General features: G+C 65.0%; 10 protein-coding genes. 6 read left to right on the top strand and 4 right to left on the bottom strand.

Features of this window, described 5'->3' with window-relative positions:
• The first annotated feature begins 66 nt into the window (after positions 1 to 66).
• Positions 67 to 4,023: a DNA-directed RNA polymerase subunit beta' gene (locus O4220_RS18985; protein ID WP_269607039.1), complete on the top strand. Its 3,957-nt coding sequence runs from the start codon at positions 67 to 69 to the stop codon at positions 4,021 to 4,023.
• 167 nt (positions 4,024 to 4,190) lie between these two features.
• Positions 4,191 to 4,580 (top strand): VOC family protein, encoded by a 390-nt coding sequence (locus O4220_RS18990; RefSeq protein ID WP_269607040.1) that lies wholly within the window; start codon positions 4,191 to 4,193, stop codon positions 4,578 to 4,580.
• Positions 4,581 to 4,584: 4 nt separating this feature from the next.
• Here O4220_RS18990 and O4220_RS18995 read toward each other — a convergent pair whose 3' ends face one another.
• Positions 4,585 to 4,956 (bottom strand): nuclear transport factor 2 family protein, encoded by a 372-nt coding sequence (locus tag O4220_RS18995; protein WP_269607041.1) that lies wholly within the window; start codon positions 4,954 to 4,956, stop codon positions 4,585 to 4,587.
• A gap of 75 nt (positions 4,957 to 5,031) precedes the next feature.
• Here O4220_RS18995 and O4220_RS19000 point away from each other — a divergent pair, with 75 nt between their 5' ends.
• Positions 5,032 to 5,529, top strand: a complete 498-nt coding sequence (locus O4220_RS19000) for a MarR family winged helix-turn-helix transcriptional regulator (protein ID WP_269607042.1) — start codon at positions 5,032 to 5,034, stop codon at positions 5,527 to 5,529.
• A 66-nt stretch (positions 5,530 to 5,595) separates the two neighbouring features.
• Here O4220_RS19000 and O4220_RS19005 read toward each other — a convergent pair whose 3' ends face one another.
• Positions 5,596 to 6,018: a VOC family protein gene (locus O4220_RS19005; protein WP_269607043.1), complete on the bottom strand. Its 423-nt coding sequence runs from the start codon at positions 6,016 to 6,018 to the stop codon at positions 5,596 to 5,598.
• Positions 6,019 to 6,082: 64 nt separating this feature from the next.
• Positions 6,083 to 7,468 carry an MFS transporter gene (locus O4220_RS19010; RefSeq protein ID WP_269607044.1) on the bottom strand — a complete coding sequence of 462 codons (1,386 nt, stop codon included), beginning with the start codon at positions 7,466 to 7,468 and terminating at the stop codon, positions 6,083 to 6,085.
• 67 nt (positions 7,469 to 7,535) lie between these two features.
• Here O4220_RS19010 and soxR point away from each other — a divergent pair, with 67 nt between their 5' ends.
• Together soxR and O4220_RS19020 are read left to right on the top strand one after the other, a co-directional pair.
• Positions 7,536 to 7,973, top strand: coding sequence for a redox-sensitive transcriptional activator SoxR (gene soxR / locus O4220_RS19015; RefSeq protein WP_269607265.1), 438 nt, complete (start codon positions 7,536 to 7,538; stop codon positions 7,971 to 7,973).
• 73 nt (positions 7,974 to 8,046) lie between these two features.
• Entirely contained in the window at positions 8,047 to 9,660 is a 1,614-nt protein-coding gene (locus O4220_RS19020) for an alkaline phosphatase D family protein (RefSeq protein WP_269607045.1), read from the top strand.
• A 10-nt stretch (positions 9,661 to 9,670) separates the two neighbouring features.
• On the opposite strand, the gene O4220_RS19025 is transcribed toward O4220_RS19020, so the two are convergent.
• On the bottom strand, positions 9,671 to 11,311 hold the full coding sequence (locus tag O4220_RS19025) for a GMC oxidoreductase (protein WP_420030430.1): 1,641 nt from the start codon (positions 11,309 to 11,311) through the stop codon (positions 9,671 to 9,673).
• A 133-nt stretch (positions 11,312 to 11,444) separates the two neighbouring features.
• On the opposite strand from O4220_RS19025, the gene O4220_RS19030 reads away from it, so the two are divergent.
• Complete coding sequence (locus O4220_RS19030) at positions 11,445 to 12,380, top strand: endonuclease/exonuclease/phosphatase family protein (RefSeq protein ID WP_269607046.1); 936 nt, start codon at positions 11,445 to 11,447, stop codon at positions 12,378 to 12,380.
• Positions 12,381 to 12,385: the final 5 nt, after the last annotated feature.

Below are 12,385 nucleotides of genomic sequence, written 5' to 3' on the forward strand. Positions count from 1 at the left end.
AGGCCCGGAGGCGTTCTTCTCATTTGCTCTTCCAGCACAACACCCATAACGGGGAAAGGAAGTTACGTGCTCGACGTCAACTTCTTCGATGAACTTCGCATTGGCCTTGCCACTGCGGACGACATCCGTCAGTGGTCCTACGGCGAGGTCAAGAAGCCGGAGACCATCAACTACCGCACGCTCAAGCCCGAGAAGGACGGCCTCTTCTGCGAGAAGATCTTCGGCCCCACCCGGGACTGGGAGTGCTACTGCGGCAAGTACAAGCGCGTCCGCTTCAAGGGCATCATCTGTGAGCGCTGTGGCGTCGAGGTCACTCGCGCCAAGGTTCGTCGTGAGCGCATGGGCCACATCGAACTGGCCGCTCCGGTCACGCACATCTGGTACTTCAAGGGTGTGCCGTCGCGTCTGGGCTACCTGCTCGACCTGGCTCCGAAGGATCTCGAGAAGATCATCTACTTCGCTGCCTACGTCATCACCACGGTCGACGACGAGCTCCGTCACAACGAGCAGTCGACGCTCGAGGCCGAGATGGAGGTCGAGAAGAAGGCCGTCGCAGATCAGCGCGACGCCGATCTAGAGGCTCGTGCGCAGAAGCTCGAAGCCGACATCGCCGAGCTCGAAGCCGAGGGTGCCAAGTCCGACGTGCGTCGCAAGGTCAAGGACGGCGGCGAGCGCGAGATGCGTCAGCTCCGTGACCGCGCGCAGCGTGAGCTCGATCGTCTCGAAGAGATCTGGACCACGTTCACCAAGCTTGCTCCCAAGCAGCTCATCGTCGACGAGCTCATCTACCGCGAGCTCATCGACCGATACGGCGAGTACTTCACCGGTGCCATGGGTGCCGAGTCGATCCAGAAGCTCATGCAGACCTTCGACATCGATGCCGAGGCGGAATCTCTTCGCGAGACCATCCGCAGTGGCAAGGGTCAGAAGAAGCTGCGCGCGCTCAAGCGTCTGAAGGTCGTCGCCGCATTCCAGGCCGGCCGTAACTCGCCGATGGGCATGGTCCTGGACGCTGTCCCGGTCATCCCACCGGAGCTTCGTCCGATGGTGCAGCTCGACGGTGGACGTTTCGCGACGTCCGACCTCAACGACCTGTACCGCCGCGTCATCAACCGCAACAACCGCCTCAAGCGTCTGATCGATCTCGGTGCTCCCGAGATCATCGTCAACAACGAGAAGCGGATGCTGCAGGAGTCGGTCGACGCCCTGTTCGACAACGGCCGTCGTGGACGTCCGGTCACCGGACCGGGTAACCGTCCGCTCAAGTCGCTCTCCGACTTGCTCAAGGGCAAGCAGGGTCGATTCCGCCAGAACCTCCTCGGCAAGCGCGTCGACTACTCGGGCCGTTCGGTCATCGTCGTCGGCCCGCAGCTCAAGCTGCACCAGTGCGGTCTGCCGAAGCTGATGGCTCTCGAGCTGTTCAAGCCGTTCGTGATGAAGCGCCTGGTGGATCTGAACCACGCGCAGAACATCAAGTCGGCCAAGCGCATGGTCGAGCGTCAGCGTCCGCAGGTGTGGGACGTTCTCGAAGAGGTCATCGCCGAGCACCCCGTGCTGCTGAACCGTGCACCCACCCTGCACCGGTTGGGCATCCAGGCGTTCGAGCCGCAGCTCGTCGAGGGCAAGGCCATCCAGCTGCACCCGCTCGTGTGTGAGGCGTTCAACGCCGACTTCGACGGTGACCAGATGGCTGTCCACCTCCCGCTGTCCGCCGAGGCTCAGGCCGAGGCGCGCGTGCTGATGCTGTCCTCGAACAACATCCTCTCGCCGGCATCGGGCCGTCCGCTCGCCATGCCGCGTCTGGACATGGTGACGGGTCTGTACCACCTGACTCGTCTCGATGCCGGTGCTGTCGGCGAGCGCGCCGACGCGAAGACCGACCACGCCGAGTTCGGGGCGTACTCCTCCCCGGCCGAGGCTCAGATGGCCGTCGACCGTGGATCGCTCACGGTGCAGTCGCAGATTCGGGTTCGTCTCACCACGCAGCGCCCGCCGCGTGAGATCGAGAACGAGCTGTTCCCCGAGGGCTGGAACCGCGGCGAGGCATGGACCGCGGAAACCACTCTGGGACGCGTGCTCTTCAACGAGCTGCTCCCGGCGGACTACCCGTTCGTCAACGAGCAGATGCCGAAGAAGCGTCAGTCGACCATCATCAACGATCTCGCCGAGCGTTACCCGATGATCGTCGTCGCGCAGACCGTCGACAAGCTCAAGGACGCAGGCTTCTACTGGGCCACGCGTTCGGGTGTCACCATCTCGATCTCCGACGTCCTCGTGCCGCCGGAGAAGCCGCAGATCATGGAGACCTTCGAGGCTCAGGCCGATCAGATCGAGAAGAAGTACCAGCGTGGCGCACTCGACAAGGTCGAGCGCAACTCCGCACTGGTCAAGATCTGGCAGGACGCGACCGAGCAGGTCGGTAAGGCCATGGAGGCCCACTTCCCCGACGACAACCCGATCCCGATGATCGTGAAGTCCGGCGCAGCCGGAAACATGACTCAGGTTCGCTCGCTCGCCGGCATGAAGGGCTTGGTGACGAACCCGAAGGGTGAGTTCATCCCGCGTCCGATCAAGTCTTCCTTCAAGGAAGGCCTGACGGTCCTCGAGTACTTCATCAACACGCACGGCGCTCGTAAGGGTCTGGCCGACACGGCGCTTCGTACCGCCGACTCGGGCTACCTGACGCGTCGTCTGGTCGACGTCTCGCAGGATGTCATCGTTCGGGAAACCGACTGTGGCACCGAGCGCGGCATCGTCACGACGATCGCCGAGAAGATGGCCGACGGCAAGATGATCCGCGACGCTCACGTCGAGACCAGCACGTACGCCCGCACCTTGGCGAACGACGCTGTCGACGAGAACGGCACGGTCATCGTCGCTCGCGGACACGATCTCGGTGACCCGGCCATCGACGCGCTGCTCGCTGCGGGCATCACGTCGGTCAAGGTTCGCTCGGTGCTCACCTGCACCACGGGAACCGGCGTCTGCGCCACCTGCTACGGCCGTTCGATGGCCACCGGCAAGCTGGTCGACATCGGTGAGGCCGTCGGTATCGTTGCCGCACAGTCCATCGGTGAGCCCGGAACCCAGCTGACCATGCGTACCTTCCACCAGGGTGGTGTCGCCGGAGATGACATCACCGGTGGTCTGCCTCGCGTGCAGGAGCTGTTCGAGGCACGTGTGCCGAAGGGCAAGGCTCCGATCGCGGACGTGTCGGGACGCATCCAGCTCGAGGACGGCGATCGTTTCTACAAGATCACCATCGTCCCGGACGACGGCGGCGAAGAGGTTGTCTACGACAAGCTCTCCAAGCGTCAGCGTCTGCGCGTCTTCAAGCACGACGACGGCACCGAGCGCCTGCTGGCGGACGGTGACCACGTCGAGGTCGGCCAGCAGCTCATGGAAGGTGCTGCCGATCCGCACGAGGTTCTGCGTGTGATGGGTCCTCGCCAGGTTCAGATCCACTTGGTCAACGAGGTCCAGGAGGTGTACCGGTCGCAGGGTGTGTCGATTCACGACAAGCACATCGAGACGATCGTGCGCCAGATGCTCCGTCGCGTGACGATCATCGACAGCGGCTCCACCGAGTTCCTGCCCGGTTCACTCACCGAGCGCAGCGAATTCGAGTCGAGCAACCGTCGCGTCGTCTCCGAGGGTGGCGAGCCCGCAGCCGGACGTCCGGTCCTGATGGGTATCACCAAGGCGTCGCTGGCCACCGACTCGTGGCTGTCGGCAGCGTCCTTCCAGGAGACCACTCGTGTGCTCACCGATGCGGCGATCAACTGCCGTTCGGACAAGCTCATAGGTCTCAAGGAGAACGTCATCATCGGTAAGCTCATCCCGGCTGGTACCGGCATCAACAGGTACCGGAACATCACGGTGCAGCCGACCGAAGAGGCGCGTGCCGCGGCATACGCGGTGCCGTCGTACGACGATCAGTACTACAGCCCGGACGGCTTCGGCCAGGGAACCGGTGCTGCAGTGCCGCTCGACGACTACGGTTTCTCCAACGAATACCGCTAGAGCGACTCCGTCGCATGTGAGCAGAACCTCGTAGCCCACTACGAATTTCCGCTCACGACGACAGGGCGTGACAGACAAAGCCCCGCATCGACTTCGGTCGGTGCGGGGCTTTGTTGTTGTGACTCCGGGAGCGATGAGTTTTCGATGCGCCTCGAGTCGTTACCGGTATGACCGACCAAACACCCAGCACCATCGTGAACATCGGCGTGGCCATGTTCACCGTCGCCGATCAGGACGCAGCCCTCGATTTCTACTCCCGCGTTCTGGGGTTCGAGATTCGCGGTGATCTGCGCTTCGGCCCCGAAGGCGAGTATCGGTGGTTGGAAGTGGCACCGCCTGGTTCGACCGCGCGGCTCGCCCTCAACCCGCCGATGGGAGGTACGCCCGGTGGCGGGTCCATCGGTGTCGAGACAGCTGACGTCGCGGCCGAGCACAAGAGGCTCAGCGCTCTCGGCGGCGTCGATCTCGACGACTTCATGGAAGAGGTGGACGGCGTGCCGCCCATGTTCGCGCTACGAGATCCCGACGGCAATTCGGTGTGGGTCGTGCAAGCCTGACCGGTCAGTCGGGCTGTTTCTGATCGACGAACGTGTACAGCTCGGCGATCGTGCCATCCTTGACGACGGCGAAGTCCTGGCCGGTGACGACGGCCGGGGCGTCGGGCGGTGAGAGTGCCCAGGAGATGCGGGCAACGTCGCCCAGCACGGCGGGCTCGACGGTGACGGAGAACGGCAAGCCGGCGGAGTCCGCGAGGAGCGCGGTGATCGCGTCGATGACGGCGTCGCGTCCGGTCGCGGTGTTCTCGGCGTCGTAGAACACCGCGTCCGGGTGGTACATGGTTTCGATCAGCTCGCGTCGTCGTTCGGCGTCGGTTGCGTTGAACACCTCGACGACGTTGCGACGTACCAACTCGGCGTGAGACGTGCGATCCATGGTGAGCCCCTAAGGTTGGTGGTCGGGGTCTACTCGGCCTGCGCCCCGGATCAAGCATCTCAGAAAGAACATGACATGTCACGTAATGAGTCGACGGCCGACTCTCCCTGGCTGACGCCCTCCCAGGAGTCGGCATGGCGCGCCTACATGGGGCTGTCGCTGCAGATGACGTTCGAGATGAATCGGCAGCTGACCGAGGATCACGGTCTTTCCCTGGCCGACTACTCGGTGCTCGTGGCGCTAGCGGACAGCCCGGACGGGCGTCGCCGGGTGACCGAGCTGGCGGCCGAGATCGGCTGGGAGCGCAGCAGGGCCTCGCACCACCTCGCCCGGATGTCCGCACGGGGGCTCACCGATCGCACGGTCTCGACTACCGACGCGCGCGCCACGGATGCAGTTCTCACCGAAGCGGGCCGGGCAGCTCTGGACGCGTCGGCAGCGGGTCACGTCGACGTGGTCCGTCGGTTGTTCTTCGACGGGCTCGCACCCGAGGAAGTCTCCACTCTCGAAACGATTCTCACTCGTCTGCGTGACCACATGCGAACCAACGGAACACTGCCCCAATCGCAGTGACTGCCCCAACCGCAATGACTGCCCCAACCGCACTGACGGCCTCCACCTCGGAACCGACGAGGTCGTTCATCCGTGGTGACAGACAGCCTCGAGGTCTATGCCGTTGAGGTCCCGCACGAAAGATCCGTAGTACGTCGCGTGGTATTCCGGCTGTAGTCCTGGACGCCGGAGCTCGCTCGCTCCCGCCGACAGCGCTGCGATGTGGAAGGCATCGACCGTGGCGCGGTCCGGGGCACTGAACGCGAGATGGGTGTGCGGTCCGACGGCCGACCCGGGGGCGTCGACGATCCAGAAGAAGGGCTTCACCTGCGCCCAACCGAAGGCGATCATGGCGAGCTGGTTTGCCTCGGGGGTGTGCGGCACCCGCATGATCTCGGTGATCCCGAGCGGTGCGAGCGCAGCGCCGTAGAACTCGGCGCTGGCGGCGAGATCGGAGACGCCGATGTTGAGGTGGTCGATCTGGGATCCGGTGCGGTCGAGGTTCGTCATGCGTTCAAGTCTTGTCGAGATCGCGGACGAGTTCGGTCCTGAATCGGATGTATCCAACCCGAACCTATGCCCGCTGCGATCGCGCCGCCGCTGTCACCCCGACCAATGCCAACGCGGCGAAGGTGAACAGCAGCAACTGAGCCGATCGCAGCGTCGATGATTCCCCGAGGTTCACCAGCACTCCCGCGAGGGCTGCGCCGAAGGCGTTCGCTATCAGTTGGACGGTGTTGATGGCGGCCGAGGCTCGTGCGCCTTCGCCCGGTTCGGTGACCGATGTCATGGCACCGACCGCCAGGTGCGGCCACGCGATTCCGATTCCCACTCCCGCGACGATCAGACCCACTACCCACACAGTGATCAGGCCGGCACCTGCTCGGTCGGTGAGAAACGTTGCCATGGTGCACAATCCGACAGCAACGAGGATCGGACCGCCGATGACGATGCGTCGTACGATGTGCGGAGCCGTGGCCGATGCGCTCGGTATCTCGCCGAGGGTCCACCCCAATGCCAGTGCAGCTCCCAGGAATCCGGCCGCCAACGGTGCCAATCCGGCAAGTCGTTGGCCGAACAGTGGGATGAACGTTTCCACCGTCGATGCAACGGCGAGGACGACGATGGTCAGGTACACCCATTTCAGGGACGACGCGCTGAAGGTCGACGGCGGGAGAACGCCGTGCGGTGCGCGACGGTCCGCTGCGACGAAGGCGATCAGTAGCAGCACTCCTGCCGCAACCATGGCTGCAGTGATCGCGAGATTCGGCATCACGCCGGCTACGCTCACCAGCAGTGCAGCCGTGGTCAGCAGGGTCAGCGACCATGTCGGTACCGGGCTGGACTCGGTGGGCTCGCTGGTGTGGGCGGGGAGCGCTTTGGGGACGAGGGTGGCCACCGCGAGTGCTGCGACGACGAGCACGCCGAAAGCCGACCGCCAGGCTCCGAACTGAGCGAATACGCCACCGATGGCCGGGCCTGCGAACGTTCCCACGCCCCACATGGCGGAGATCAGCGCAGCACCCCGGGTCCAGAGGTGTTGCGGCAGAGCTGCATTGATGACGGCATAACCGAGTCCGGCCAGTAGACCACCTCCCGAGCCCTGGATCGTTCGGCCCACCAGCAGGAGTTCCATCGTGGGGCTGACGGCGCACACCACGGTCCCGAGAGCGAAGATCGTCAGGCCGATGAGGTATGCACCGCGAGGTCCGCAGGCAGCCAGAACATTGCTGACCAGCATCGAGGAAATGACGGACGCAATCAGGAAAACCGTTGCAGTCCATGCGTAGTAGCGTTGGCCGCCGATCTCGTCGATGGCCGTGGGCAGCAGGCTCGTAGTGAGATAGACGTTCGTGGCGTACAGCGCGACGCCGCCGGCGAGGACAGTTGCAGTGCCGACGTAGCGGGCGCTGAGCAACTGGCGCCAGGTTCCGGTCGTGGGTTCGGTGGAGGGGTGCATGTTGACGAAGGTTAGAATCTAAAGTGCACTTCAGGTCAAATCGATGGACACGCTGGGAGGCAACATGATCCGGATCAGCGACGAGTTGCTCTCGATCGGCGAGGTCGCGGCCAGAACCGGTGTCGCGGTGTCCGCGGTCCGGTACTACGAGACCCTCGGTCTCGTTCCCGCCGAGCGGACGGCCGGTAACGTACGAAAGTTCCCCCGTCACGCGATTCGGCGGATCTCGCTGATTCAGGTGGCGGTGCGGTTCGGTATACCGCTTTCCGAGGTGGCCGAGGTCTTTGAGTCCCTGCCGTCGGGCCGCACCCCGAACAAACGTGACTGGGCCAAGATCTCGGCTGCGTGGAACCAGAGGCTGGAGGATCGCAAGCAGTCGATTGCGCGGATGCAGGAGGAACTGACCGGTTGCATCGGTTGTGGATGTCTTTCGCTCAGCAAGTGCACCTTGCTCAACCCCGGCGACGAGCTGGGCAAGGCGGGCCCAGGAGCCCGACGCATCTGAAGGCCGCGTCGTGTTCACCTCGGTGTCGAATCGATGACGAGCGCAGTTTGCCCGGGCACGACAGTCTCGACGAATGGTGAGACGGGGTAATGAGATTCGGATCGGGCGGGACATTTCTTTGCAGGCGGGGGCCACGCGCCGGCAGTTTCTGACGTGGAGTGCGTTGGTCGGCGCGATCGCCTTCACGCCTGAACTCGCGGGAACCACGGCGCACGCACAGTCCGTCGTGACCCCCGACTACCCCTTCCGTCTCGGCGTGGCCTCCGGTGATCCGTTGCCCGATTCGGTGGTGCTGTGGACCAGGCTCGCCACCGATCCCTTTGCGCCGCTGGGCGGGATGACGCCCGGCGTGGTGCCGGTGCGGTGGCAGATTGCAGCCGACGAGCACTTTGCACACATGACCCGTGAGGGCATCGAGCTCGCCACCGAGTTCGATGGTTGGTCGATTCACGTCGACGTCCGCGGGCTGGAGCCGGCCCGCGAATACTTCTATCGCTTCCTCGTCGGCCCACACGCGAGCCCGGTCGGACGTACCAGAACTGCACCGGCAGTGGGTCAGCCGCTGAGTAAGCTCGATTTCGCCTGGGCGTCGTGCCAGAAATGGGAGGACGGGTTCTTCGGTGCCTACGGGGACCTGGCGGCCTCGAATCTCGACGTGGTGTTCTTTCTGGGCGACTACATCTACGAGTACGCGATCAAGGACGAGGGTGCGCGAAAGGGTGAGCCGCGCACGGAGTCGGCGGTTCGAGAAACCATGGCGCTCAGCGACTATCGCGACCGATACGCGATGTACAAGGCAGATGAGAACCTGGCTGCCGCACATGCGTCGGCACCGTTCGTCTCGACGTTCGACGACCACGAGGTGGACAACAACTGGGCCTCGCAGATCAGTCAGGACAATGACGATCCGAAGCAGTTCCTACTGCGCAGAGCCGATGCCTTCAAGGCGTGGTGGGAGAACACTCCGGTGCGCGCGAACCTGAAGCCCGTAGGCCCGGACATGAAGGTCTATCGACGGTTCTCGTTCGGTGATCTGGTCGACTTCTCGGTGCTGGATACCCGGCAATATCGAAGCGATCAGGCGCACGGGGACGGCGAGCATGCTCAGGATGCCGAGACGGCCGATGTCTCTCGCACCATTACCGGTGCGGCACAGGAACAATGGATCCTCGACGGGTTCGCGTCACCGTCGAAGTGGAACTTTCTGGCGCACCAGACGGTCATCGCCGATCTGGCGCGGGGACAGGGCGACGATCGCAAGGTCGGCATGGATCCGTGGAGCGGGTACGAGGCCTCGCGTCATCGCATCCTCGACGGGGCCAGGGATCGCGGCACCAAGAACGTGGCGTCGATCGTCGGCGACATTCACCGCACGATCGTGTCGGAGTTGCGCCGCGATTACCAGGATCAAGTGTCGCCGATCCAGGGTGTCGAGATCGCGACCACGTCCATCGCGTCGGGCAAGGACGGTGCCGATATCGACTCCGCCGGAGCTGCCATCGCCGACGGTTCGCCGCACGTCAAGTACGGAAATGCCCGTCGCGGCTATCTTCGCAGTACGCTGACGAACACCGAATGGCGTTCGGAGGTAAGGGTTCTCGACCGCGTTTCCGCACCGGGCTCATCGGTGCGAACCGCAGCAACGGTCACCGTCCCCGAAGGCCGCCCCGAGATCCAGCTCGGCTGACGCCCGTTTCTCAGCGCCCGTCGGCGATGATCTGCGCGACGTTGCGTTCGGCCAGGGCGGTGATGGTCAGTGACGGGTTGGCCGCTCCGGTGCTTCCCGGGATCAGCGCACCGTCGACGACGTAGAGGCCGGGGTGACCCTTCACGCGGCCGTAGTCGTCGGTGGCGTCACCCAGTACCGCGCCGCCGAGTGGGTGGGCGGTGAACGTGTCGTCCACATCGCGGGTGAACGGTTCGGCAGCGACGATGGTGCCGCCGGCCTGCGCCATCCGATTCTGCACTGCGCGTAGGGCTTCGACGGTGTCGCGGCTGCCACCCTTGGGCCAGTTCAGGGTCAACCTGTCTGCGGCGGAATCGAATCCGAAGTTTCCGCGCAGTGGGTCGATGGTCATGCCGAGTGACCCCAGGAAGCCCATGTTGACGGGAACGCCCGGTGTGTACCAATTCTCGACGGTCAGGGGCAGGCCGGAGTCGTCGACGATCCGGGATGCGCAGGGTGCTGCTTGGGGGCCCGCAGACATCGGGCCCAGCGACCGCGTCATCGACGCGTCGCCGTTGGTGCCCCAGCCGGTGCCGACGAATTCGTTGAGGTTCGACAGCGCTCCGGTGGTGCGGGCGCGCATCAGCAGTTCGGTGGTGCCGATCGATCCGGCACCGAGAACGAGGGTGTCGCAAGTGACGGTGCGAGTCTCGACGACGTTGCCGAACGGGTCGAGGCGTTCGATCTCGACGCGGTAGCGGCCGCCGGATTCGGCACCGATCGCCGCGACGCGGTGGCTGTGACAGACGGCCGCGCGGCCGGTGGCCTCTGCCTGGGGGATGTAGTTCTGCGTCAGATCGTGCTTGGCGCCGTTGGAGTTGCCGAACGTGCTCGCGCCGACGGTCGCGGACGGCCGAGACCGGCCGGCGATCTCGTCGCGCACGACGTTCCAGTTCCAGTTGCCGTCGACCGCTTCCGGGGTGAATCCTGCCCGTCGAGCGTGGTCGTCCCAGGTGCGCGAGTGCGCGAAGTTCGGGCTGTTGTACACGTCCTCGGGCATCGTCGACGGCCGAAGCATCGAACGTGCCTTGGGGTACCAGCTGGCGGCCATCTCGTCGTAGTCGAGGCGTCCGCCGAAGGAGAGGTCGAAGAATTTCTTGTCGGGTGCGATGGTGACGCCGGTGTACACGATCGAGCCGCCGCCGACGGCTGCTCCGCGCCACACCGAGAGGTTCTCGTAACGGGTGGTGTCGAGGACTCCGCCGAAGAGATCGACCGGTCCCACCGGGAGGCCGGTGATGTTGGTGAACGACGTTTGCTGCCACAGGCCGCGTCCGTCGGCGGTCATGTCGGCGGTGAAGATGTCGCGCCAGGGGTCTCGCGGCCAGCGCAGTCCGCGCTCGAGCACGGTCACCTGGGTGCCGGCCTGGGCCATGCGCAGGGCAGCGGCACTGGCACCGAATCCGGAGCCGACGACGATGACGGACGAGTGGTCCGGTGGGCGCGGGGGGTCGGCGAACAGTTCGGGAACGAGTGACCGAATTCGGTCGGCACCGAGCGGGAGTGCGCCGGCGGGAGCGGAACCCGGCATGCCGGCGGCGCTCAGGACCGGAGCGGCGGCAGCGCCGAGCATTCCGGCAGCGGCCAGCCGCAGCAATTGCCTTCGGTTCACGGAAAGTCCCCCTACTTGACTCACGGACAGCGTTGTCGATTGTGTCGTGTTTGCCGCGCAAAAGCGAACAGATCGGTCGGACTCGAGGATGCTTCCCAGCTCGGCCTCAGGTTTGCCTGCCAGACTTCCGCACATGGTTTCGGGTTCTGCGGCTCTGTTGTTGCTTGTCGCGGCGGTGGTCGGCATCGCAGCGCACCTCCTCGACTCGCGGGGGCAGGGGATGCTCGTGGCCGCTGCGTTGGCACATGTCCTCATGCTCGCTGCTGTCCCCGGCACTGCACTCGCGGCCGTAGCGTTCGGGTGGTGGGGCGTGGCGGCGGGCGCGGCGATACTGGCGAGCGCCGCCGCAACGCAGATGCCCCTACTGCGGCGGAGATCGACAACGAACCGCGACGCCTCGACTCTGACAGTGCTGCACGCCAACATCTGGCTGGGGCAGGCCGATCTCGACGCGGTGGTCGCGCTGGTCGACGAGCATCGCCCGGATGTGCTCACCCTCGTGGAGTTGACACCCGAAGCCGACGCCGGTCTTCGCCGCAGACTGTCCGAGCGGCTGCCGCACACCTACGTCAGTGCAGCCGCAGGCGGTAACGGAACCGGCATCTACAGCCGCTTCCCCTTGGTCGACGAGCAGCGCCACGACGGCTTCGTGACCGAGATGCTCTCTGCGCGGGTGGAGATGCCGGGCCGGCCGCTCGTGTTCGCGGTGCATCCCGTGCCGCCGTGGCCGCGGGAACCGTCCGAATGGGTCCGCGAGCTGGGGCTGCTGCGGCAACTACTGGCCAAGATCCCCGCAGACGACGGTCCTGTGGTGGTGGCGGGCGATTTCAACGCGCCGCAGGACCATCGGCGCTATCGAGACCTGCAGGACGGCCGATTCGTCGACGCGGCGGTGGCGACCGGAGCCGGCATGCTCAGGACGTACCCGGCGCACACCTGGCACCCTCCGGTCATTGCCATCGATCACGTTCTGGTGGCCGACATGGCGGTCCGTTCGGTCGGGGCCGTGACGATTCCAGGCTCCGACCACCGCGGCATCCTGGCTCGCCTGGCTTTCGATCCCAGTTAGAGCTG

Origin of the sequence: Rhodococcus ruber (assembly GCF_027270735.1) — a bacterium.
Lineage (GTDB): Bacteria > Actinomycetota > Actinomycetes > Mycobacteriales > Mycobacteriaceae > Rhodococcoides > Rhodococcoides rubrum_A.